Source organism: Aeromonas sobria (assembly GCF_006243315.1).
Lineage (GTDB): Bacteria > Pseudomonadota > Gammaproteobacteria > Enterobacterales > Aeromonadaceae > Aeromonas > Aeromonas sobria_A.
The window spans coordinates 26,487-49,488 of record NZ_NKWE01000005.1; the positions used below are offsets into that span (position 1 = coordinate 26,487).

Sequence of the window (23,002 nt, forward strand, 5' to 3'; positions counted from 1 at the left end):
TGATGAGCGAGGTGATGACGAAGGTGGCGGCAATAGTGCGCGGGCCCGAGTGGCAGAAGATGGTGGCGGGGGAGCCCTATGATGCGGGTGATCCCGTGTTGGTGGCGGCCCGTGAACGGTGTCGTGCATTGTTGGGCGAATTGAACCGGGAGTCGACCAGTTCCCCTGGGTGGGATGAGCGCCTCACGCGTTTGCTCGGTAGCCGTGCGGAACGCTGCTTTATTACCCCGCCATTTTTTTGCGACTACGGCGCAAATATCCATGTCGGAGCGAATTTTTACGCCAACTTCAACTGCACCATCCTCGATGTCTGTGAGGTACATATCGGCGACAACGTGCTGCTGGCGCCCGGGGTGCAGATCTACACCGCCGCTCATCCGGTTGCCGTGGCGCCGCGCATCAAGGGGGTGGAGTTTGGCAAGCCGGTGCGGATCGGTCACAACGTCTGGATCGGCGGCAGCACTGTCATCTGTCCCGGCGTCACTATCGGTGACAACAGCGTGATTGGCGCGGGCTCCGTAGTGACCAGAGATATTCCTGCCAATGTGGTGGCGGTAGGTAATCCCTGCAAGGTATTGCGGCCCATGACAGCAGAGGAGCTGATGGAGGGGTAAGCTACGGGGGGTTTAACCGAGGTAATGGAGGAAGTGGATAAATCACTCCCTCAAACGAAAAATGCCCCACCGGAAGGTGGGGCATTTTTATAACAGCGACTAACGTGCCGGCGCGTGTTGATAGCCGCGAATGTTAGATGGCCCAGCCGCCAGCATAGAAGACCACCAGTGCCACGGCGATGATGACGGTACCGACGTTGAGTTTCTTCCACTCGGCAGCGAAGATGCGGCCAACGACCAACGCCACGAAGCCCAGCATGATACCGGTGACGATGTTGCAGGTGAGCACGATGAAGACGGCGCACAGCATACCGGCCAGCGCATCGACCGAGTCACTGAAGTCCAGCTTGGTGACGTTGCCCAGCATCAGCAGGCCGACGTACATCAGGGCCGGTGCGGTAGCGTAGGCCGGTACCAGATAGCTCAGTGGCGACAGGAAAATCATCATCAGGAACAGCACGCCGACCAGCGCAGCGGTCAGACCGGTTTTGCCACCGGCGGCAGTGCCTGCGGCAGATTCGATGTAGACGGCCGCAGGGGCACCACCTACTACACCCGCCACCATGCTGCTGACGGAGTCGGCAGTCAGGGCCTTGCCGCCGCTGATGATGTGGCCACGCTCGTTGATAAGACCCGCCTGACCCGCTACGGCACGAATGGTGCCGGTAGCGTCAAATACGGCGGTCATCACCAGTGCCAGTACGGTCGGAATGACCACCGGATTGAGGGCGCCCAGCAGATCCATGCTGCCAACCAGCGAACCTTTCTCACCAGTCAGGCTCGGCATGGCGAAGAAGCCCTGCCAAGTCACTTTCGGATCGAAGATAAGGCCGAGGATGGAGATGGCGATGATCACCATCAGGATACCGCCCGGCACCTTGCGACGTTCCAGACCGAAGATTGCTGCCAGACCCAGCACCGTCATGATCACCGGGAAAGAGGTGACGTCCCCCAGCTGGACCGGCAGACCGGCCCCTTCATTCTTGATCACCATGCCAACGCCGTTGGTGGCGATTAGCAGCAGGAACAGCCCGATACCGATGCCGGTGCCGTGGGCAATACCGGAGGGGAGGTTATCGAGGATCCACTGGCGCACGCCAGTGATGCTGATCAGGGTGAACAGCACACCCATCAGGAAGATGGCGCCGAGGGCGACCGGAATACTCAGTCCCTGACCGAGTACCAGACTGAACGCGGTAAAGGCGGTGAGGGAGATGGCACAACCGATAGCCATTGGCAGCTTGGCCCACAGCCCCATCAGCAGGGAACCGAAGGCGGCGATCAAACAGGTGGCGACAAAGACCGGGCCCTGCTCAAAACCGGCGGCACCCAGCATGTTCGGTACAACTATGATGCTGTAGACCATGGCCAGGAAGGTGGTCAAACCGGCCAACAGTTCCTGGCGCACACTACTACCGCGCGCAGAAATGGAAAAATAAGAATCCAAAAAGCCACCGGTGGTTCCGTTGGCGGCCATATCTTGCTTTGCCATAACTTATCCTAAAAGTGTGAAGGAAATCGTTTGCTTTTGTGGCGCGCAAAATAGCAAGAATTCGCCGAAAATGCAGTGGGTAACCTGACTTTTTCATCAATATTTTGCATAAAGGGCCCATTCGGAGTTCAAGTGCAGACCCAAAAGGGAGAGAAGTCAGTGTGAAGCGTTGCTGAGGAAGGGGATAGGTGAGAAAAATGGAACAACAAAAAACCCGCCTGAAGCGGGTTTTTTAAATTCTTGCTGAGCGATTAGCGAATGGCATTAGCCACAAGCAATGTGCTCAAGCTTGAATTACAGACCAACTACGTTGGCTGCAGCCGGGCCTTTCTGGCCTTGCTCGATGGTGAACTCAACGCGCTGACCTTCGTCCAGGGTTTTGAAGCTGGTGGACTGGATAGCGGAGAAGTGTACGAACACGTCTTTGCTGCCGTCAGCCGGGGAGATGAAGCCAAAACCTTTTTCAGCGTTGAAGAACTTAACGGTACCAGTCATTTTGTTAGACATAATAATTTCCTTAAATAGTATTTGAAATGCTACAAAATGTAGCAATCGGTGATTTTTCGTCAGCAATACGTATGGGGAGCACTAAAGAAGGAGAATTATTTTGTAAGAATTATCCTAGGATAACGCTTACACTAATCACTGCTTTACTAAAATGACTGCCTAACATAATCAGGTCTGAACTGCCGAACCATCGAGAGAGATTAAAACACGCTCTCATTGTTAAAGCAAACCTTATCTCTATATTAATTTTTTGTAACGAACGTCAGGTTGGCTATTTTTTGGTAAAAGCTATTTATTTCAAGTGTATAGAATGTTTCATTTTAACGGAAACAGCTTCTAAGGAAGCTCAGTTGCGCTTTTTTGTATCGCTAATGTAGCCAGATTTGGCGGTAAAGATGGCGCTCATGATCAGATTGAAATGCTGCACGCGTGTGGGCCGTGGGCGCTTGGGGCCATAAATGAAAATGCCCGCTCAGCACCAAGTGCGAGCGGGCATTTTCACTAAGCAGGGAATTAGCGTTTGCTGCGAAACTTGTTGCTGACTGAATCTATCCAGCTAAAGGTTTCTGGCAGTACCTGATTCTTGGCGCGCTCTTTTGCTTTCTCGCGAGCAAGCTTGGAGGCCGCTTTGGCTGCTTCGGCGCGATCTGCCACAATTTTCAGGCGACCCTCTTCACGGATTTTGTTCCGCTCTCCGTTGGTCAGCTGGTGGTCTGCATTGGCTTGCGCTTTCTGCAATAACAAGGCTATTTCAGCTTTTTCAGCCTCGGTCAGATCTTTCATTTCCAGCTTTTTCACAGCGCGCTCCTGCGGCAGGGGGGTTAGATACCCTAACACAGTTGTGCCGATCACTTCTTATGCAATCGGCATTCCAGCAGCAAAAACACCAGTTAGAGCCCAGTTCCAGAGATTTCGCGGCAACTTTACCGCTTGTTTACCGTGTGTCAGGTGATGGCCAGTGGAGATAGCGCCATCTGCCCGTCTGGTTCGACATGGATCAACACAATGGCGTGAGGTAGTTGCTCTATGATCTCATGTTCGATGCGGTCACATATATCGTGAGCTTCACCAATAGTCATCTCGGTTGGCAGGGTGAGGTGAAAATCAATATGGCGACGACGACCAGCACGGCGGCTGCGCAAATCGTGAAAACCGCTGGAGGCAGGGCAACATTCAGTGATGATGCGGCTGGTCATCTCCAGCTCCTCGTGGCTCATGCTATGGTCGAGCAGGGGGTGGAAGGCTTCATTGAGCATGCTGATCGCCTCCCTGACAATAAAGATGGCGACAGCAATTGCCACCAGTGGGTCGAGGATGGCGAGTGAGTGACCAAACAGACTGGCCAGCCAGATACCGCCAAGACCGATGGCCACTCCGGCGGAGGTGAGAACATCGGCCTTCAGATGAAGTGCATCTGCAGCCAGCGCGACGGACTCCTCTTCTTTCGCCACCTTATATAGGTAGGCAGATACACCACTGTTAACTACCGCTGAAATCACCATGACAAGCACGCCCCAGCCGATACTTTCGATGGCTGCAGGGTGGAGCAGTTTGTCGACTGCCTCGAAAATAATCCACCCTGCGGCCAGCAAGATCAGCAGGGCCTCTATAACACCGGAGACATTTTCAATTTTGTCGTGGCCATAAGGGTGGCGCTCATCGGGAGGAAGGTCGGACTTTTTCACTGCAAACAGGGCGATCAAGGCCGCCACCAGATCCATCGCGGAGTGGATGGCTTCCGAGATGATACTGACCGAGCCACTGGCGATACCAGCCATTACCTTCATGATGATCAGGCTGATATTGGAGCAGACGGATACCATGGCTGCTCTGGTTTTTCTGTTCATGTCACAGCTTCCTGAATAAAAACGGATATTTCGGTGCGGCGCGCATTATATCTGGCTGACCGGAAATAACCTATTCGGTGTTGTAACCTGATGTTTCTGGTGATATTGCGAATGCTTATTAAAATGGTGGCCGATTGAATGGCAATAAATAATGAAAGGGATTTATATTTATCCGTGAAAATATCTCGGTAGTTCGGCCTTAATATCAGTGTGACAACATTTAATAATGCAAATCACTCTTTTTTGGTTTTTCGTATCGAGTCCATTTGGCTTGATGTTCCAAGGGATTGCTCGTAGCTATTTTTTGGTGAGAATGAGGCTGGATCCGGATTCGAGTGGAGGGTATGCTGGTTCTGTTGATGGCCCCTGCCATCACACCAAGCGTACTGAAGTTGATGATTCGGATGGCATGCTGGATCCCTTGTGGCTCCAACTGTCTGGATAACATTTTTGGAGTTTGATGATGAGTAACAAAGAACATCACAACGGCAAAGATGCCAAGAAAAAACCGCAGCTGTCACTGAAAGAGAAACGCGAAGCCAAACGTCAGAAAGCAGATCTGAAAAACGGCAGCGCAATGAAGTAACGCTCCACTACTGCTGTTCCTTCGGAGCCAGTACAAAGCCAGCCCTTACCGGCTGGCTTTTATGTTTGTGGCTCACGGCGTGGCGCCGTAAGCCGCGAAAATCTGGCGATAGCGACCATCCTGGCGCATTGCCTCAAGGCGTTCATCAAACAGGTTGCGGACATCGGCCGCACGGAAGGCAAAGTGATAGACGGTGGGTGGGAAGAGGTCCGCTTGTCTGACCTGATTGCGCTCATAGCGCTCGCCTGTCTGGGCTGCGGCGATCAGCTGGTCCAGATAGTAGTAGAACACCCGCTCCTCCAGTACCACAGCATCGACCCTGCCGCGCATCAACTGATGCACCTGCCCCTGCTGCTTGGCCACTTCCTCATAGTGGGGATTCTGGTTGGCCATGGTGGCGAACGCGCCCCCCAGAATGATCCTTGCCCGTTGAAAGGCGGTGACTCGCTTGGCATGCAGATCGTCCAGGGTACTGATATGGGTGCTGCGCAGGGTGAAGATCCGGTTATGGAACGTAATGACGGGCCGGGTCAGAAAGTGGGGATCAACCATGCCGGGTTTGACGTTGATGATGGCATCCAGCTTTCCTGACTCGAACAGGCGGAAGGTTCGCTCCAGCGGTAGAAATTCAAAGCTGGGCTCATAGCCGCTACCGGCGAACGCCTCTTTCAGCAGATCCAGCTCGATGCCACGGTGAGTGTCTTTGATTACATAGGGGGGAATGGCAAAGCTGACCCCAACCTTGAGTGGCTTGGCCAGTAACTGGCCGGGCAGCAAGCTGGCCAGCAATAGCAATAAAGGGGTGATCAGCTGGATTGCACCTTTCACAACGCGCTCCTGTGCAGAATATCCATCACTGTAAGCGAGGCCGCCATAAAACGTCATATTCCTTTCTGGCTGACTGGTTCAGCCTTGAATGCATAAAAAAAGACCCTGAGTTATCAGGGCCTTTTCAATATTTCTGTTCTTAGAAGGGGATATCGTCGTCGAAATCCATCGGCGGCTCGTTATAAACCGGCGGCGCAGATTGTGGCTGCTGGGCCGGGCGGCCATAACCGCCTTGCGGTTGCTGCATGTTTTGCTGCGGAGCCGGAGCGGGGCGCTGCTGGTTCATCGGCTGCTGGGCAGGCATGCTCTGCTGTGGCTGGCCCCAGTTGCCTTGGCTTTGACCACCCATAGCTTGTCCGGCGCCACCTTGTGGGCGGCCACCCAGCATCTGCATGACACCACTGAAACTGTCCACCAGCACTTCAGTGGTGTAGCGCTCCTGGCCACCCTGATCTTGCCATTTACGAGTCTGCAGCTTGCCTTCTACATAGACTTGGGAGCCTTTCTTCAGGTATTCACCGGCTACTTCGGCCAGTTTGCCCATGAATACCACACGGTGCCATTCGGTACGCTCTTTCTGCTCACCAGTCTGCTTGTCGCGCCAGGATTCGGAGGTGGCCAGAGTAATGTTGGTCACCGCGCCACCACTCGGCATGTAGCGTACTTCCGGGTCTTGCCCGAGGTTACCGATCAGAATGACTTTATTGATGCCTCGACTGGCCATAATTTCTCTTCCACCTTTATATTCCGGCCAGGCAAAGCCTAGGCCAACCAAATGAGTTACCGCGTTTTTTCATGACCATGCCGCTATCGTATTGAACAGCATGGTTTTTCTATACCCGTAGCAGCAATCAGGCTGATGTTTACTTATTACCTGGCTCACGTTTAGCCCCCAATAGTAACAGCTGATGCGTCCCTGCGCACCCTCATCCGTGTGGTGTTGCCGGTTGAGGGGCGGAAGCAGAACGTCTCTTTGGCATGGGTTGGGAAGGCACAGATTCAATCGCAAAAAAGGATGATAGCGATAGATAATGCCTGTCTATTCATCCAGTAGTCGCTATGCCATACTGGCTCGCTCAGGTTTCTGTATCGAGCGTGCAACAAGATGGAAAAAATCGTGGTCCGGGGTGCTCGCACCCACAACCTCAAGAACATCAATCTGACCCTGCCCCGCGACAAGCTGATCGTGGTGACCGGTCTCTCCGGCTCCGGCAAATCCTCGCTGGCGTTCGATACCCTCTATGCCGAAGGGCAGCGTCGCTATGTGGAGTCGCTCTCTGCCTATGCCCGCCAATTCCTCTCTTTGATGGAGAAGCCGGACGTCGATCATATCGAGGGGCTTTCACCGGCCATCTCGATTGAGCAGAAGTCTACCTCCCACAACCCGCGCTCGACTGTCGGCACCATTACCGAGATTTACGACTATCTACGGCTGTTGTTCGCCCGGGTCGGTGAACCCCGCTGCCCGACTCACGAGATCCCACTGGCCGCCCAGACCATCAGTCAGATGGTGGATCAGGTGCTGGCCCAGCCGGAGGGGAGTAAGCTGATGCTGCTGGCCCCAGTGGTGCGGGATCGTAAAGGGGAGCACAGCAAGCTATTGGAAAATCTGGCGGCACAGGGTTATATCCGTGCCCGCATCGACGGCGAGGTGTGCGATCTCTCTGACCCTCCTACGCTGGAGCTACACAAGAAGCATACCATCGAGGTGGTGGTGGATCGCTTCAAGGTGCGCGATGACCTGGCGCTGCGGCTCGCTGAATCATTCGAGACGGCACTGACCCTCTCCGGCGGCATCGTGCTGGTGGTACCCATGGACGGAGAAGAGGGGGTTGCCCCCATGACCTTCTCCGCCAACTTCGCCTGCCCCGAGTGTGGCTACTCCATGTCGGAGCTGGAACCGCGGATCTTCTCCTTCAACAACCCGGCTGGTGCCTGCCCTACCTGTGACGGCCTGGGAGTGCAGCAATATTTCGATCCGGCCAAGGTGATCGGCGATCCTGCCATCAGTCTGGCCAACGGCGCTATCCGCGGTTGGGACAAGCGCAGCTTCTACTACTTCCAGATGCTGAAATATCTCTCCGAACACTACAAGTTCGATCTGGAGACGCCGTGGGAAGATCTGCCGCCAAAGACCCAAGAGGTGATCCTGCGGGGCTCTGCTCGCACCGAGATCGAGTTCCGTTACATGAACGATCGCGGCGACGTGGTGGTGCGCAAGCACCCGTTTGAGGGGATCTTGCACAACATGGAGCGCCGCTATCGGGAGACCGAGTCCAACTCGGTGCGCGAAGAGCTCTCCAAGTACATCGCCAACAAATCCTGTACCAGCTGCGGCGGTAGCCGACTGCGGCAAGAGGCGCGCCACGTGTTTGTGGATAACCGTAACCTGCCCGCCATCGCCGAGCAGTCCATCGGCGATGCACTCGCCTTCTTCGAGGGGCTGAACCTGACCGGTCAGCGCGGTCAGATTGCCGAAAAGATCCTCAAAGAGATCATTGAGCGGCTGGGCTTCCTGGTGAACGTGGGTCTCAACTACCTGAGCCTGTCACGCAGTGCCGAAACCCTCTCTGGCGGTGAAGCCCAGCGCATTCGACTGGCCAGTCAGATTGGTGCCGGGCTGGTGGGCGTCATGTACGTGCTCGATGAACCCTCTATCGGCCTGCACCAGCGCGACAATGAGCGGCTGCTCAAGACCCTCACTCACCTGCGCGATCTGGGCAATACCGTGATCGTGGTGGAGCACGACGAGGATGCCATTCGCCTCGCCGACCACGTGCTCGACATTGGTCCGGGGGCGGGCGTGCACGGCGGCGAAATTGTGGCGCAGGGCACCCCGCAGCAGATCATCGACAACCCAGCTTCACTGACCGGTGACTATCTCTCTGGCCGCAAGCAGATCGCCATCCCTGATGAACGTACCCCGCTGACCGGCAAGTGGTTGAAGCTCAAAGGGGCGAGCGGCAACAACTTGCGCAACGTCAATCTGGATTTGCCGCTCGGGGTGATGACCTGCGTTACCGGCGTTTCAGGCTCCGGCAAGTCGACCCTGATCAATGACACCCTGTTCCGTATTGCGCACCGGGAACTCAACAAGGCGACCGAGTCCACGCCTGCTCCCTATCGCAGTGTTGAGGGGCTGGAGCATCTGGACAAGGTGGTGGATATCGATCAGAGCCCCATCGGCCGTACCCCGCGCTCCAACCCGGCCACCTATACCGGCCTGTTCACCCCGATCCGCGAGCTGCTTTCCGGCACTCAGGAGGCGCGCTCCCGTGGTTATAAGCCCGGCCGTTTCTCCTTCAACGTCAAGGGGGGGCGCTGCGAGGCGTGTCAGGGGGATGGGGTCATCAAGGTGGAGATGCACTTCCTGCCGGATGTCTACGTGCCGTGTGATGTCTGCAAGGGCAAGCGCTATAACCGCGAGACCCTGGAGGTGAAATACAAGGGCAAGAACATCCACGAGATCCTCGACATGACGGTGGAGGATGCCCGCGAGTTCTTCGATCCGGTGCCGGCAGTGGCGCGCAAGTTGCAGACCCTGATGGATGTGGGCCTCTCTTACATTCGCCTTGGTCAGTCAGCGACCACTCTCTCTGGTGGCGAGGCGCAGCGGGTCAAGCTGGCGCGGGAGCTCTCCAAGCGGGACACCGGTCAGACCCTCTATATTCTGGACGAGCCGACCACCGGATTGCACTTCCACGACATCCAGCAACTGCTCAAGGTGCTGCATCAACTGCGGGATCGCGGCAACACCATCGTCATCATCGAGCACAACCTGGACGTGGTGAAAACTGCCGACTGGATCGTCGATCTGGGGCCGGAGGGGGGGGCCGGTGGCGGCCGCATTCTGGTGACGGGGACGCCGGAGGAGATCTGCGGCAATAAAGAGTCTCATACAGCACGTTTTTTACGGCCGCTCTTGACGCGATAAGCCGTTATAATCGAGGGGCCTTTGGCCCCTTTTTTTTATAAAAATCGGTAACATGGAGGCGCGGCTCGTGTGATGCGGGCAGGCTGGCATCACGGTGTCATGGTAAGGGATATATCGAGTTATGGCTCAGGCTCCGCGCACGATTGATCATCAGTTGGCTTACTCCATGTTCCCCATCTGGCTGGGGGCTATCCTGCTGCTATTGTTCCTGCTGGCATGGGCCCAGATCCCGGCGGCCACCCGGATTGAAGAGCAGCGCATGAAGGATCACCTGCTGCGAGTTAGCCGGGTGGTGCAGTCCGATGTCGCTGCTCTGGATGCATTCAGTCGGGATTGGGGCATCTGGGATGATAGCCACCGCTTTATGGGCAACAAAAGCAGGGCGTTCGTCGAATCCAATCTGTTCAATGATATGCCGATGCGGGACTTCAGCCTCAATCTGATGAGCTTCATGGATCTCAGTGGCTACGAGATCTGGACGCGCACCCTGCTGCCCGATGCACCGGGAGTCAACCCGGATCAGTTTCCCTACTTCCTGGATGAACTGAAAAAGCAGTTAAGAGCGCGCTCGGTGGCGCAAGGGGGCATCAATCTGCACGGGATCCGTGCTTCCCAGTGGGGGCCGCTGATGTACTCGTGGCAGCCGATCAGAAATAGTGACGGCTCTGCGCCGTTCAACGGTTTTTTGCTGGTGATGCGTTGGCTCGACACCGCTTATCTCGAGCAGGTATCGCAGCGAACCGAGCTGCCACTGGCGATCTCCCATACCAATCTGGATGTCACTGCCTCCTTCAAACCGTTGAAATCGCAAATGACCTATCGCCTGATTGACCTGGGGCTGGATCGGCTGAGGGGAGAGGTGCGGCTGCTCAACAGCGATAACCTGCCGGTGTTGACGCTGGTCATTGAGGAGGAGCGCAAAGTATTGGGCAGTGTGCTGGAAGGGGCGCTCTGGACCTTTGTGGGCATGCTGTTTATCAGTTTTATCTGCATCATGATCGCCATGTACCGACTCAACAGTATTGTGCTTACCCCGTTGCAGCAGCTGGTGTCGGCGTTGCAGCGCTTTGGTGATCGGCCAGATGCCAATTTGATCCCGTTTATCGACAGCAGTGCCGAAATGGCGACCTTGAGTGGCAAGTTCAGGGAGATGGCCAGCAAGGTAAGCCAGCAACACGATGCGTTGCTGGAGCGATCCTGTCAGATGGAGATGGCGGCGTTCACCGATCCCTTGACCCATTGCTTCAATCGCCGTTATCTGGATGGCTGGTTGCAGGCTAACGGAGCCAAGCCTTGTTTGCTGTTGCTGCTGGATCTCGATCATTTCAAACGGATCAATGATCGATTTGGTCATGACATCGGGGATCTGGTGTTGAAGCAACTGGCAGAACTGTTGCGCAAGCTGGTGGTGAGTGAATCAGAGCCGATTATCCGACTGGGGGGAGAGGAGTTTTTATTGCTGCTGCAGGTGGATGACGAGCAAGAGCTGGCGCTGCGGGTCGAATATCTGCGCCAGCGTGTCGCGCAACACCGTTTTGGCAAGGAGGGGGAGCCATTATGGCTGACAGTGTCACTGGGCTATTGTCGCTATCCCCTGCACCCGGAGTGCCCGGATTCATTCTGGAGCCACAGCTTCAAATTGGCCGATATGGCGCTCTACCAGGCCAAGCAAGGGGGGCGCAATCGGTGGTGCGGTTATGTCGCCAGCTTGTCTGTCAGGGAGGTGATGGACAAGAGCCCGGAACTGCTGGTCGAAGGGAAGGGGCTCACGCTGCGGCACTCCGCAAATCCGGGGTAACCTCGCCGTACCGCTATCAGACAAGCTTTGATCTTGACTACGACTCATTGTGCCGCGTGACAATCGATAGCGTCCTGGCCACTGGCATGGTGTCAAAAATGGTGTCAAAACAGGTTTTTTATGACAGTCCACTGGTGTTTATCGCCATTCCGCCTGCCAATAAGGTGTCGATTATCTACTTCTTTTTGCAATGGCTAATGGTAAAACCGGCATTCCGGGATGACGGTTGCGGCATGCTATATGGGATTCGACGAGAGTGAAGCAGACAGCAAAGATGTGGCAGCAATCGATTTATTTCTGTGCAACCTTTGCTCCAAGTCAATAACTTTGCGTTTACAAGGGCATATAGTCAGCAGGCTTACAGCATCAAATGAAAACAAAAAAAGGGATTACGTGATGAAAAAATTACTTCCTCTGATGATTGCCGCTGCAGTGACCTCTCCTTTCGCCATGGCCCATCAGGCTGGCGATATTCTGGTTCGTGGTGGTTTGGCTGTTGTGTCTCCACAAGACAGTGGTAACAGCTTTGAAATCAATGACAATGCCCAGCTGGGTTTGACTTTGACCTATATGGCTACAGATAACTTCGGCGTGGAGCTGCTGGCTGCGACCCCATTCTCCCATTCAGTGAAGATTGGCGATACCGAAGTGGCTAAGGTCAAACACCTGCCGCCAACCCTGATGGCTCAATACTACTTTGGCGATGCCCAGAGCAAGGTTCGTCCGTACGTTGGTATTGGTGTCAACTACACCAACTTCTTTGACGAGAAAGGTCGTGGCCCTCTGACCAACAGCGATGTGAGCCTGGATGATTCTTGGGGTGTTGCTGGTCAAGTTGGTATCGACATGGCGATCACTGACCGCTGGTTTGTAAACGGTTCTGCCTGGATCATGGATATCGACACTGATGTGCATGTAAACGGTGCAGATGGAATCAAAACCAAGATTGACCCAATGGTCTTTATGGTTGGTGCGGGTTACCGCTTCTAATGATTCGATTCTGACTGCGGTTCTGAATGGATCGCGGAAGATAGCAAAGTACGTCTCTTTCAGCCCGGCTTGTGCCGGGCTTTTTTCGCTTGGCTTATATTTTCCAACTTGTGAGCAATCCGATACAAATCAATTAAATACCCATCGCTTTCTCTCACTTATTCGCCACCCCTGCCGATAGTGACTATGTTCACTCTACCTTCCCCCAATGAGCGAGGATGTCTCCATGGGTTTATCTATTGTGCAGCGGATCATCGCCGGATTTGTGCTGATGTTGCTGTTGCTGATCCTGCTTGGCGTGATCAGTACCTTTAAAATCAAGGGTATAAACGACGGCCTCTCTGCCGTATCTGACCGGGCAACCCCGCTAGTGGTGGCTGTCGCAGGTCTCAAGGGGGCTCTGCAGGATAGCAACCGCTGGGTGCTGGTCTATCGCACCAGTGAAGATGCCGCCCAGTTGCCGCAGTTGGCCAATCAGTTCAAGGAGCAGCAGAACCGCTTCGCCCAGCTTAGTCAGGAGATGGGGAAATTTACCGGCGTGGCAGATGCCCGCGCCCGCTTCCAGCAGGTCGAGAGTGCCACCACGCAATTCTATGGCTTGGCGGATCAGGTGCTGGCCCAGCATCGGCAGTGGGTCAGAGCGCTGGATCAGCGCCACAAGCTGGAGATGGAATTTATCCGCCTTGAGGATACCTACCAGTGGGCAGCAGATTTGCTGCTGCAACAGACTGCCAGCAAACGTTCCATGCGCAACAAGGCGGAACTGATTACCTCCGGCATTGCCCGCGATCTGAAGAATATCCGCCGGGCCGATGCCAAAACCGACCTGAACGAGCTGGAAAAGGTACTCAGCAAGGACATCGAGATGGCGCGCAAGCGTCTGGAAAGGGTGCTGGTGCCGGATGATGTGAAGGCGCGTTTCGTCTCCAATCTGGATCGGATGCAGGAGCTGGCGCTCGGCGCGCAGGGTTTGCTGGCGACCATGCGTCAGGCCCAGCAACTGGAGCTGTCGCTGGCCACGCAGAATCAGCAGCTGGATGCCAGCTTGGCCAACAGCCTGAATTTGCTGGACGAGATGGGTAAGTCTGCAGGGGCCATTGCCAGCGATAGCCGGATCAATGCCGATGCCGCCGTCAGCAGTGCCAGCTTCTGGATCCTGGTCGTCGCCGCGATGTCAGCTGCTGCTGCGCTGGTGATCGGCTATACCACGGCGCGCAGCATTCAGCGCCCGTTGCAGATGATCAACAGGGAGTTGGATTACATGGCGGCCGGTGACATGACTCGCCGCATCAATTACCGCAGCAGTTGCGAGTTTGGCAACCTCTCCCGCTCCATCGACACGCTGGCTGGCAAGACCGGCGAGCTGCTCTCTCAAATCAATGCGGGTTCCCGCCATCTGGTGGATGAGGCGAGCCGCGCCGCCGAGATCAGCGAGCGGGCCATGTCCCGGGTGCAGGAGCAGAAGAGCCAGACCGATCAGGTGGCTGCCGCCATTACCGAGCTGGAAGTGAGCGCCACCGAGGTGGCCCGCTCTACCGATGGCACCAAGCGTGAGGTGGATCTGGCCGATGACGAGGCACGCAGTGGCCGCCAGAAAGTGGCCACCACTCGCAAGATCACCGAGCAGTTGGCTGGCGCTATGGAAGAGGCGGTCGGCATTACCTACAAGCTGGGTGAGTTCAGCAACAATATCGGCAGCATCCTCGATGTGATCCGCAGCATTGCCGAACAGACCAACCTGTTGGCATTGAACGCCGCCATCGAAGCGGCTCGTGCTGGCGATGCCGGGCGCGGCTTTGCGGTGGTCGCAGATGAAGTGCGGGCGCTGGCCAATCGTACCCAGACCTCGACCGAAGAGATCCAGAGGATGATTGAGAACCTGCAAAGCTCCAGCAAGCTGGTGGTCGAGGTGATGGGGCGCAGCCAGGAGCAGACGCAAAGCTGTGTCGAGCAGACCCGCGAAATGGATGTGGCGCTGCAATCCATTGCCGAGCGGATGGGGGCCATCAAGGCGATGGCCGATCAGGTGGCCCATGCCGCTCAGGAGCAGATTTCCGTCAGTCAGGGGGTCGCTCGTCATATCGCCGGTATTGCCGATGTGGCATACGAAACCGAGCGGGAGGCGCGCGAATCCGCCAGCAGCAGCGAAGTGCTGGCTGAGCTGGTCGCCAAACAGCAGCAATTGATCGCACATTTCAAGGTCTAGGAGGGCTTATGTCTAAAAAGTGGATTGGAGCCCTGAGTCTCCTGTTGTGTGGCCAGCTGATGGCCAGCGAGCTGGTGATTGAAAGCTGGCGAACCGATGACAAGGCGCTGTGGGAGCAGAAGATTATCCCGGCGTTTGAAGCGGCGCATCCCGGAATCAAGGTGAGTTTTCACCCGGTGCAGAACGTCAACTACATGCCCACCCTGTGGGAGAGTCTGAAAGGGGGCAAGGCGGGGGACCTGATCACCTGTCGTCCGTTTGATGACTCGCTCGCCCTGTTCAAGGCGGGCCATCTGGCCGAGCTGACCGAAATGGCGGGGATGGAGAACTTCCCGAGTTTTGCCCAGTCACCCTGGCAGACTGACTCCGGTGCCCAGACCTTCTGCGTGCCGATGGCCTCGGTGATCCATGGCTTCTTCTATAACAAGCAGATCTTCAGTGAGCTGGGGCTGACCTTGCCGCAAACCCGCGACCAGTTCTTTGCGGTGCTGGATAAGGTCAAAGCCGATGGCCGCTATGTGCCGCTGGCGATGAGCGGCTCCGAGAGCTGGGTCGCCTCCGAGCTGGGATTCCAGAACATTGGCCCCAACTACTGGAAGGGTGAGGATGGCCGGTTGGCGCTGATCGGCGGGCAGGAGCGGCTGGACAACCCGCAATATGTGAAGGTGTTCGACGAGCTGGCGCGCTGGCGCTCCTACCTCGGTGAAGGGGGCGAGAGCCGTGATTATGCGACCAGCAACGAGCTGTTCACCTCGGGTAAGGCTGCCTTCTACGTGGCTGGATCCTGGGAGATTGCACCCTTCACCGGCAAGGTCGATTTTGGCGTCATGCGTCCGCCGGTGGCCAAACAGGTGGATGGCTGCTTCTTTACCGACCACACCGATATCGGTATGGGGCTGAATCCGGCCAGCAAGAACAAAGAGGGGGCGATGGCCTTCCTGCAGTGGCTCGCCACGCCGCAATTTGCCGAGCTCTATACCAACTCGTTGCCGGGATTCTTCTCACTCTCCAACCACTTCTTCGATGTCACCAATCCGGCGGCCAAAGAGATGATGGAGTGGCGCGATCAGTGTGACTCTACCATTCGGGTGGCGACCCAGATCCTCTCCCGTGGTACGCCCAAGCTGGGGGATGAACTGGCCGAGGTGAGTCAGGCTGTGCTGCTTGGCAAGATGGAGCCCAAGGCTGCCGCGGATCGACTGGAAGGTGGCTTGAAGGGTTGGTACGCCCCTCATCAGGGCAGCAAGGCCAAGAGCGCGGATTGTCAGTGTGATGCAGTGACCCCGGCCCCTGCTGCAGCGCCGGCTGCTGCCTCGGCAGCACCTGCGACCAGTGCGGCTCCCGCCACGGTGGCTCCAGTCGTTACTCCCTCAGCGGCGACGGCGCCATTACCGGCGCCTTCGGTGGAGCAGGCGCTCTCCAATGAGCTGGAAGCGCCGCAGCAATAAGTCATCAGCATTAATAACCAGCGGGAGGCATCAGCCTCCCGTTTTATTTATCAGTGGTTGTCACCTTGTTCGGCGTTATTGTGTGTCGTGGGGCCAGCGACAGAGGCTGCCGATACGGGCTACCGGGGCGAATCCCAGAGAGCGATAAATTCGTTGGGCATGATAGTGCTCGTCGGCCACGATGATCAGCTGTGTGGCGCGGGACAATCCTGCGCGGGCCACTTGACTGAGCAGTTGGCGGCATAACCCCTTGTTGCGCCACGCTTGGTGAGTGCGTACCAACTGGAAGCGCCCCAGCATGCCGCAAAAGAAGAGGCCACAGCTGGCGACCAGTTGCCCCTCTTGCCAGATCCCCCACCACTCCCCAAGCCCATCGGCAATCATGGCCTGATAGAGCGCCTGTCGGGATTGCAGATAGGGAAGATAGCTCTGTTCCGAGTGCCCCTCATCCCGCTCATGGAGTTCGAAGTCGAGCCACTCAGACCAGTCAGCAATGGTGAAGGGGCGTGCCTGAGCCTTGTCCATGTCGTCGTTGGGGAGCGGGCAGCTCTGCTCATCCAGTGCCAGCACCACGCACTCCATGTATTGGTATCCCGTTGCGACAAAACCGGCGATCCGGCTGTTTTGCCCTGCTGCCAGTGGCCACTGAAAGGTGCGGTGCCGCACTCTGGGATCCTGGCCGATCAGCTGATCAAAAGCAGCTTCCAGCCAGCCTTTGTCACGGTCGCTGGGCGGGGTGGGGAGCAGCAGGTAGTTGCCGAAGTAGTAGTCGGGAGCATCCGGTGTGCGAACCGCCCAGAACTGATCGTGCCGAACGACTTCGCCCTGATAGCGATCGAACAGCAAGTCGGTGGCAAAGCCGGGGTGGGTATCCATGATAGTGCTCCTGCAAAGACTCAATTTGTTATCGGCAGGAGTGAGGAATAGATGAAAAAGGGGCCGGAGAAACCTCCGGCCAAACAATCACACGCAGATTCAGAACGTCCAGGACGATCTGGCCCCATCATAACGCGACTGTCGCAAATTTGGGATGGGCACTTTTCGGTTACTTACCGTTAATTTTGTAAATATGATATTCACAGTATTGGGCGACAGGTAAATCTCTGTTGACTTTGTCCCGGTTTCACCATACATATAAAGACGTTTAGACGTCCAAACATCCGTTTTGACGTATGTAAATGGATTGCAGGACAGGGAGAAGAGCAGATGGGATTTCACAGTGCACGTCAGGTTGAGGCGCTCAACCAGAGCTTGGCAGATTTGAATGGCGATATATCGGTCAGTTTCGAGTTTTTTCCGCCCAACAGTGAAGGGATGGAGAATACCCTCTGGCAGTCCATCGAACGGCTGAAAGTGCTGGAACCCAAGTTCGTCTCCGTTACTTATGGCGCCAACTCCGGTACCCGTGATCGCACCCACAAGGTGATCAAGGACATCAAGGAGCGGACTGGCCTGATTGCGGCGCCGCACCTGACCTGTATCGATGCCAGCCGCGACGAGCTGCGCACTATCGCCCGCGACTACTGGAACAGCGGTATTCGTCATATCGTGGCTCTGCGCGGTGATTTGCCGCAGGGGTTGGAGAAGCCGGATATGTATGCCACCGACTTGGTTGCCCTGCTCAAGTCGGAGGCTGACTTCGATATCTCGGTTGCCGCCTATCCGGAAGGGCACCCGGAGGCCAAGAGTGCGCAATCCGATCTGCTCAACCTCAAGCGCAAGATTGATGCCGGTGCCAACCGCGCCATCACCCAGTTCTTCTTCGATGTGGAGACGTATCTGCGCTTTCGGGATCGTTGCGCCGCCATCGGTATCGATGCCGAAATCGTGCCGGGGATCTTGCCGGTCTCCAACTACCAGACGTTGGCCAAGTTTGCCGGTTTCACCAACGTGAAGATCCCGCGCTGGATGCATCAGCGTTTCGAGGGGCTGGATAACGATCAGATGACCCGCAATCTGGTGGGGGCGAGCATCGCCATCGATCAGGTGCGCGTGCTGAGTCAGGAGGGGGTGAAAGATTTCCACTTCTATACCCTGAACCGCTCCGAGCTGACTTATGCCATCTGCCATACCCTGGGGGTTCGTCCCAAGGGCTGACCAGTGGTCACAGCTCCAAACGTAAAAAGCCAATGAGTTGCTCATTGGCTTTTTCGTTATGGCCGATGATCAAGGTTTGGTCGGGCTGATCTCTTTTGGCTCGAGACTGATAACCGCATTACCGGCAGCCCCCGGATACTGGTGATAGACCTGATCCTGTTCCAGTGTGTAGAAGGTATCCAGATAGTCGTCGTTGTTGGTCATCCAGGAGTCGGGCAGCGCCTTGACGATGCGACCACCGAGATCGAAGAAGGGCAGCGCTTCCGGCACTCCACCCGCAGTAAAGCCGAGTTTGAGGGCTTCAATCAGCAGGGCGCTCAGCTCCTTGTAGTTGACGTTGTCATCCTGCTCCATCATCACCATGTCGACGGCACCCCAGCGATAGCGATCCCAGTAAACCAGGATCTGGTTGGGGGTGTAGTCGGTGTTGTCATAGTCGAGGTAGGGCATATCGACAATATCGACCACTGGCTCATCCTGGCTGGGATTGACCCCTGCGACCACCGCATACACTTCGGCCGCGCCGAGCAGCCAGGGCTCCTGATCATCCTTCAATCTGATTTTTTTCAGGATGCTGGTCTTGAGCGGCGCCGTGCTGGCCGCCGCTCGCGGAGCACTTTGCAGATCTGCATCGGCCAGCGCCTTGCGCATCACCTTCAAGCCTGCGTTCTTGGCTTTGACGGGATCCGCTTCGACCACCAGAACAGGCCGGGCCGGTGCCTTGTCCACATCCAGATAGACGGGATTGCCTGCGCTGTCGAACGCTTCAATGGCGCTCCAGCTCTTCTCATCCCCGCTCGGAACATAGGCGACCAGCGGTTCGACGCCCTGTTGCAGTGCGGCTGCCTGATCGGTGTTGGCCAGCCGCAACTGCATCAGTTGCTTGACCTCGCCATCCAGCCCTTGTCGGCTGATGGCCGCCTGGTTGGCATCGGTCGCCTGCCGTTTAAGGCGTGGGTTGGCTTTTTGCAGCAGGTTGGGAAGCGGGCTTTGGTATTGCTGATTGCTCAGCAGGGGCAGCAGGTTTTTCTGCTGAAGGGCGAGCTGGCGAGCCAGCTCCCTGTCCATGTCGGCCGCGTGTGCCGTGCTGACGCCCAAAAGCGCCAACAACATGATGAAAGCCTGATGTTTCATTATTGTTCTCCGTTGCATGAACCTGACAGGGCACCATGTCCGGGAAGAGTGGTGTCCTGACACCACTAAAGGGCAATTAGTTTCATCTGTGAATTAATTTATCTGGATCTTGCGCAGGCCATCACGGTTTGAGGTCTCATTGATTTTCTTGTTGATATAAATGAAGCCAGTGCAAGGCAAGTCCGACGAGCAGACCCCAGCAGGCCGCCGCGATGCCGAGCAGGCTGATCCCGGACGCGGTAATGATGAAGGTAAGCAACGCAGCTTCCCGCGCCTCATCTTGTTGCAGGGCCGAGTGCAGGCTGCTGCCGATGGTGCCTAGCAGGGCCAATCCGGCGACGCAGGTGATCAGTGCAGCCGGGAAGGCGCTAAACAGGGCGGCGACGGTTGCGCCAAAGCAGCCGGTCACAAGATAAAAGCCACCCGCCCAGACTGCAGCAGGCCAGCGGCGCTTGATATCCGGATCGACCTCTTTGCCCATGCAGATGGCGGCGGTGATGGCGGCCAGATTGAAGGCATAGCCGCCAAAAGGGGCGAGCAGCAGGCCGGTCAGGCCGGTCCAGCTGATCAGCGAGGAGGTGGCTGGTTGATAGCCATGGGCCCGCAAGATGGCTACCCCCGGCATGTTTTGCGATGTCATGGTGACAATGAACAACGGCAGCGCGATGCCAAACAGGGCATCAAGGGAGAAGGCTGGCCATGTCCAGACCGGGCTGGCGAGTTGCCAGTGCAGAGTTGCCAGCTGCAACTCCCCCCGCATGCTGCAGATCAGCATCCCCGCTCCCAACGCCAGCACCATGGTATAGCGGGGCCAGAGATGACGCCCCACTAGGAAGGTCAGCAGCAGGGTGCCAAGCAGCAAGGGATCGTGCGGGGCGACCTTGAACAGATTCAGCCCGAATCTGAGCAGCACGCCAGCCAGCATGGCGGCGGCCAGTGGAGCCGGGATATGCCTCATCAAACGGTCGAACCAGCCGCTGATGCCACACAGGGTGATCAGTAGGGACGAGATCACAAAGGCACCGATGGCTTCTGCCAAGGTGAAGTTACCCAGCGTGGTGATCAGCAGGGCCGCGCCCGGAGTGGACCAGGCGGTCAGTACGGGTATGCGGTAATAGAGAGAGAGGCCGATGCAGCTCACTCCCATGCCTATCCCTAGCGTCCAGAGCCAGGAGGCAACTTGGGCTGTATCAGCGCCAGCCGCCGTGGCGGCCTGGATGATCAGGATAACGGAGCTGGTGTAGCCGACCAGCACGGCGATAAAGCCTGCGACCAGGTGGGGGAGGGCGAAGGGCATGACTCTTCCTCTTGGCGTTGTGACGCATTGTGCGTTATTACGTACAATCTGGTTTTGACTATAGCCTTGTGCGCTATAGCGCACAAGGCGCATCGTGCAAGAGTGATAAAGAGGCAGTTATGCAAGAGATGAGTCAGCATCTGGCCACTCGGCTGAAGGGACTGCGCAGCGAGCGAGGCTGGAGCCTGGATGCCGCCGCGCGCGAAACGGGTGTCAGCAAGGCGATGCTGGGGCAGATTGAGCGGGGAGAGTCCAGCCCGACAGTGGCGACGCTGTGGAAGATTGCGACCGGTTTTCGCGTCTCATTTTCCAGTTTCATCGAGCCCATACCAGCTGCGCAGGCAGAGGTGCTCTATCGCACCGCCGATGCCATTCGCCAGCAGCCAGCGGGAGAGGGCATGCAAGTGGCGCCGCTCTTCCCTTATGAAAACCGCTTTGGCTTCGAGTTGCTTGAGCTGACCCTGTTGCCGGGTTATCAGCGTGAATCCGAGCCCCATGAGCCGGGCGTGACCGAGCATGTCATCGTCATCAGCGGCATGATGGAGGTGCTGGTGGAAGGGGAGTGGCGCTCACTGGCGCAAGGGGAGGCGGTGCGCTTTGCTGCTGACCGTCCCCACGGTTATCGCAATCTGGGCATAGCCCCGGCGATTTTCCACAACCTGATCCACTATCCGGTGGCAACGCCCTGAACATGTTCAGTAGTCATCAACCCGGTCGGCCATCTGCCCTGGGGCGGGTCAGGATCGGGGTATAGACCCAGACAAACAGGCCATAAGCAGCGATCCAGGCAAGCGCGCTGAGGTTCCAGCCATGCAAGGTATAAGCAGGCCAGAACAGCGGAATCACCACCCGCATTGTGGCGGCCACGATGATCAGGGCAAATGCGACAGTGATCCTGCGCCCCACCTGCAAGGCTCGACCGCTATGGCCGAGGGATACTCGCGCAATCATGCCCAGGATCATGGTGCCCATGCAGCCTGCGCTGAGCAGGTGGCTGGCCATCGACAGCGTGATGGGCAGCTCCGCACTATGTGCCGCAAGGGCGAGCAGGCCAAGGGGAATAAACAGATAGGCGAGATGGAGTGACCACAGCAGTGGATGCGCAAGGGTCGATGGCAGCTGCCAGCGCAGCTGTCGCCACAGATGCAAGCTCGCCGCCACTATATATAGAGGCACTATATATATGCTGGTGCCCCACTGGGTGGGGAGCAGCAACCAAAGCAGCAAGATAAGCCACTGTGCAGCGAGTGCTGTGTGCTCCAGCCAGAGCAGAGGCGCCGCTTTTTCCTGGCCGGTTGCTCGGGCGGTGAAGAACGGAATCACCCTTCCACCCATCACGGCGATCAGGGTGGTAAACAACAGCACAGTGGTGATCAGCAGATGCTCAACGGTGCTCCACTCTGCATGCCCTAACCAGCTGGCGCCATTGAGCAGGGTCAGTATCAGCAACAGTGGCACGAAGAAGAGGTTGCGCCATTGCCGGGTGATCAAAATAGGCTTGGCAAGGAACCAAGCGCAAAGCGGCAGCCAGAGCAGGTCTGCCACCATCAGGAACATATTCTCCTCACCCAGCCAGGGTAACAACGCCCTTGGCAACATCCACAACCCCACCACCAGTGCCAATGGCCAGCTCCGAACACCGGGATGGGCCGTCCAGTTCTGCACCGCGGTGAGCAGAAAACCTGCGACGATGGCGGCTCCGAAACCAAACAACATCTCATGGCCATGCCACCAGATTGGGTTGGCAATCCCGGGCAAGGTTAGCCAACCGTTGAGCTGCCCCAGCCAGAGCAACATGGCGACGGCAGCAAAAAGAGCCCCGAACAAGAAGAAGGGTCGGAACCCCAAGCGGAACAGCGGGACGATTTGCTCTTCTTTGTGGCTATCGAGGATCTGATGCATGAGGGCATTCCAATTAAGTATTTTAAATGGCAATTATAGGGTGGCTTTTGAAATGTTCAATTTAAATACGGCAATAACCAGATTTGATGGTGTTTTGAGCAAAAAAGGAAAGTGTTGTTTGATATCTGAGCGAACGAGCTTTTTTGCTGAAAAAGCCCTTGTCATCCCGGCGCGGCTCCCTATAATGCGCCCCTACCAGCACGGCGGAACACGCCGGACTGATGAGCTAGCTTCCTGGTGAAGTGGGCGCCGAAAGAAAAGCGAAAACAATCGCTTGACTCTCGAAGTGAGAAGCGTATTATACGCCTCCTTAGCGCGACAA

General features: G+C 56.6%; 19 protein-coding genes. 9 read left to right on the top strand and 10 right to left on the bottom strand.

The features are described from left to right. Window positions 1-2: 2 nt before the first annotated feature. A complete protein-coding gene (locus CF137_RS01805; RefSeq protein WP_139717513.1) occupies window positions 3-614 on the top strand; it encodes a sugar O-acetyltransferase in 612 nt (203 codons plus the stop codon). A gap of 133 nt (window positions 615-747) precedes the next feature. On the opposite strand, the gene CF137_RS01810 is transcribed toward CF137_RS01805, so the two are convergent. From CF137_RS01810 to CF137_RS01825, 4 genes are all read right to left on the bottom strand, one after another. Then, the gene (locus CF137_RS01810) at window positions 748-2,106 is read right to left on the bottom strand and encodes an NCS2 family permease (RefSeq protein ID WP_139717515.1); all 1,359 of its coding nucleotides are present in this window, start codon (window positions 2,104-2,106) and stop codon (window positions 748-750) included. 294 nt (window positions 2,107-2,400) lie between these two features. Next, window positions 2,401-2,613, bottom strand: coding sequence for a transcription antiterminator/RNA stability regulator CspE (cspE, locus tag CF137_RS01815; protein ID WP_005316548.1), 213 nt, complete (start codon window positions 2,611-2,613; stop codon window positions 2,401-2,403). A gap of 513 nt (window positions 2,614-3,126) precedes the next feature. Beyond that, window positions 3,127-3,411 (bottom strand): DUF3811 domain-containing protein, encoded by a 285-nt coding sequence (gene yjbD, locus CF137_RS01820; protein ID WP_005340165.1) that lies wholly within the window; start codon window positions 3,409-3,411, stop codon window positions 3,127-3,129. Window positions 3,412-3,557: 146 nt separating this feature from the next. After that, window positions 3,558-4,460 (bottom strand): cation diffusion facilitator family transporter, encoded by a 903-nt coding sequence (locus tag CF137_RS01825; protein WP_139717518.1) that lies wholly within the window; start codon window positions 4,458-4,460, stop codon window positions 3,558-3,560. Between the two features lie 460 nt (window positions 4,461-4,920). On the opposite strand from CF137_RS01825, the gene CF137_RS22370 reads away from it, so the two are divergent. Continuing rightward, window positions 4,921-5,046, top strand: a complete 126-nt coding sequence (locus CF137_RS22370) for a hypothetical protein (RefSeq protein ID WP_262364666.1) — start codon at window positions 4,921-4,923, stop codon at window positions 5,044-5,046. 72 nt (window positions 5,047-5,118) lie between these two features. Here the strand turns inward: CF137_RS22370 and CF137_RS01835 are convergent, their stop codons facing one another. Beyond that, the gene (locus CF137_RS01835; RefSeq protein WP_139717520.1) at window positions 5,119-5,874 is read right to left on the bottom strand and encodes a substrate-binding periplasmic protein; all 756 of its coding nucleotides are present in this window, start codon (window positions 5,872-5,874) and stop codon (window positions 5,119-5,121) included. 139 nt (window positions 5,875-6,013) lie between these two features. Next, the gene (locus CF137_RS01840; protein ID WP_068979511.1) at window positions 6,014-6,598 is read right to left on the bottom strand and encodes a single-stranded DNA-binding protein; all 585 of its coding nucleotides are present in this window, start codon (window positions 6,596-6,598) and stop codon (window positions 6,014-6,016) included. A gap of 381 nt (window positions 6,599-6,979) precedes the next feature. Between CF137_RS01840 and uvrA the strand changes: the two genes are divergently transcribed. From uvrA to CF137_RS01865, 5 genes are all read left to right on the top strand, one after another. Further along, entirely contained in the window at window positions 6,980-9,808 is a 2,829-nt protein-coding gene (gene uvrA, locus CF137_RS01845) for an excinuclease ABC subunit UvrA (RefSeq protein WP_139717522.1), read from the top strand. Window positions 9,809-9,929: 121 nt separating this feature from the next. Further along, window positions 9,930-11,606 carry a sensor domain-containing diguanylate cyclase gene (locus CF137_RS01850; protein WP_139717524.1) on the top strand — a complete coding sequence of 559 codons (1,677 nt, stop codon included), beginning with the start codon at window positions 9,930-9,932 and terminating at the stop codon, window positions 11,604-11,606. A 396-nt stretch (window positions 11,607-12,002) separates the two neighbouring features. Then, window positions 12,003-12,596 (top strand): OmpW family outer membrane protein, encoded by a 594-nt coding sequence (locus CF137_RS01855; RefSeq protein WP_139717542.1) that lies wholly within the window; start codon window positions 12,003-12,005, stop codon window positions 12,594-12,596. A 226-nt stretch (window positions 12,597-12,822) separates the two neighbouring features. Continuing rightward, the gene (locus CF137_RS01860; protein WP_139717526.1) at window positions 12,823-14,802 is read left to right on the top strand and encodes a HAMP domain-containing methyl-accepting chemotaxis protein; all 1,980 of its coding nucleotides are present in this window, start codon (window positions 12,823-12,825) and stop codon (window positions 14,800-14,802) included. 8 nt (window positions 14,803-14,810) lie between these two features. Beyond that, the gene (locus CF137_RS01865; protein WP_139717528.1) at window positions 14,811-16,250 is read left to right on the top strand and encodes an ABC transporter substrate-binding protein; all 1,440 of its coding nucleotides are present in this window, start codon (window positions 14,811-14,813) and stop codon (window positions 16,248-16,250) included. 75 nt (window positions 16,251-16,325) lie between these two features. Here CF137_RS01865 and CF137_RS01870 read toward each other — a convergent pair whose 3' ends face one another. Then, window positions 16,326-17,126, bottom strand: a complete 801-nt coding sequence (locus CF137_RS01870; protein ID WP_139717530.1) for a GNAT family N-acetyltransferase — start codon at window positions 17,124-17,126, stop codon at window positions 16,326-16,328. Window positions 17,127-17,456: 330 nt separating this feature from the next. Between CF137_RS01870 and metF the strand changes: the two genes are divergently transcribed. Beyond that, window positions 17,457-18,347, top strand: a complete 891-nt coding sequence (metF, locus tag CF137_RS01875) for a methylenetetrahydrofolate reductase (RefSeq protein ID WP_005340191.1) — start codon at window positions 17,457-17,459, stop codon at window positions 18,345-18,347. A 69-nt stretch (window positions 18,348-18,416) separates the two neighbouring features. On the opposite strand, the gene CF137_RS01880 is transcribed toward metF, so the two are convergent. Further along, window positions 18,417-19,481, bottom strand: coding sequence for a DUF3103 family protein (locus tag CF137_RS01880; RefSeq protein WP_139717532.1), 1,065 nt, complete (start codon window positions 19,479-19,481; stop codon window positions 18,417-18,419). Between the two features lie 136 nt (window positions 19,482-19,617). Then, entirely contained in the window at window positions 19,618-20,778 is a 1,161-nt protein-coding gene (locus CF137_RS01885; RefSeq protein WP_139717534.1) for a benzoate/H(+) symporter BenE family transporter, read from the bottom strand. 119 nt (window positions 20,779-20,897) lie between these two features. On the opposite strand from CF137_RS01885, the gene CF137_RS01890 reads away from it, so the two are divergent. Beyond that, on the top strand, window positions 20,898-21,467 hold the full coding sequence (locus CF137_RS01890; protein ID WP_139717536.1) for a helix-turn-helix domain-containing protein: 570 nt from the start codon (window positions 20,898-20,900) through the stop codon (window positions 21,465-21,467). Between the two features lie 16 nt (window positions 21,468-21,483). On the opposite strand, the gene CF137_RS01895 is transcribed toward CF137_RS01890, so the two are convergent. Further along, window positions 21,484-22,680, bottom strand: coding sequence for an NnrS family protein (locus CF137_RS01895; RefSeq protein WP_139717538.1), 1,197 nt, complete (start codon window positions 22,678-22,680; stop codon window positions 21,484-21,486). Between the last annotated feature and the right edge of the window lie 322 nt (window positions 22,681-23,002).

Bases quoted from the DNA above. Each gene is read 5' to 3' on its own strand.
- CF137_RS01805 (WP_139717513.1), top strand. From the start codon at position 3: ATGAGCGAGGTGATGACGAAGGTGGCGGCAATAGTGCGCGGGCCCGAG.
- CF137_RS01810 (WP_139717515.1), bottom strand. From the start codon at position 2,106: ATGGCAAAGCAAGATATGGCCGCCAACGGAACCACCGGTGGCTTTTTG.
- cspE (WP_005316548.1), bottom strand. From the start codon at position 2,613: ATGTCTAACAAAATGACTGGTACCGTTAAGTTCTTCAACGCTGAAAAA.
- CF137_RS01825 (WP_139717518.1), bottom strand. From the start codon at position 4,460: ATGAACAGAAAAACCAGAGCAGCCATGGTATCCGTCTGCTCCAATATC.
- CF137_RS22370 (WP_262364666.1), top strand. From the start codon at position 4,921: ATGATGAGTAACAAAGAACATCACAACGGCAAAGATGCCAAGAAAAAA.
- CF137_RS01840 (WP_068979511.1), bottom strand. From the start codon at position 6,598: ATGGCCAGTCGAGGCATCAATAAAGTCATTCTGATCGGTAACCTCGGG.
- uvrA (WP_139717522.1), top strand. From the start codon at position 6,980: ATGGAAAAAATCGTGGTCCGGGGTGCTCGCACCCACAACCTCAAGAAC.
- CF137_RS01850 (WP_139717524.1), top strand. From the start codon at position 9,930: ATGGCTCAGGCTCCGCGCACGATTGATCATCAGTTGGCTTACTCCATG.
- CF137_RS01855 (WP_139717542.1), top strand. From the start codon at position 12,003: ATGAAAAAATTACTTCCTCTGATGATTGCCGCTGCAGTGACCTCTCCT.
- CF137_RS01860 (WP_139717526.1), top strand. From the start codon at position 12,823: ATGGGTTTATCTATTGTGCAGCGGATCATCGCCGGATTTGTGCTGATG.
- CF137_RS01865 (WP_139717528.1), top strand. From the start codon at position 14,811: ATGTCTAAAAAGTGGATTGGAGCCCTGAGTCTCCTGTTGTGTGGCCAG.
- CF137_RS01870 (WP_139717530.1), bottom strand. From the start codon at position 17,126: ATGGATACCCACCCCGGCTTTGCCACCGACTTGCTGTTCGATCGCTAT.
- metF (WP_005340191.1), top strand. From the start codon at position 17,457: ATGGGATTTCACAGTGCACGTCAGGTTGAGGCGCTCAACCAGAGCTTG.
- CF137_RS01880 (WP_139717532.1), bottom strand. From the start codon at position 19,481: ATGAAACATCAGGCTTTCATCATGTTGTTGGCGCTTTTGGGCGTCAGC.
- CF137_RS01885 (WP_139717534.1), bottom strand. From the start codon at position 20,778: ATGCCCTTCGCCCTCCCCCACCTGGTCGCAGGCTTTATCGCCGTGCTG.
- CF137_RS01890 (WP_139717536.1), top strand. From the start codon at position 20,898: ATGCAAGAGATGAGTCAGCATCTGGCCACTCGGCTGAAGGGACTGCGC.
- CF137_RS01895 (WP_139717538.1), bottom strand. From the start codon at position 22,680: ATGCATCAGATCCTCGATAGCCACAAAGAAGAGCAAATCGTCCCGCTG.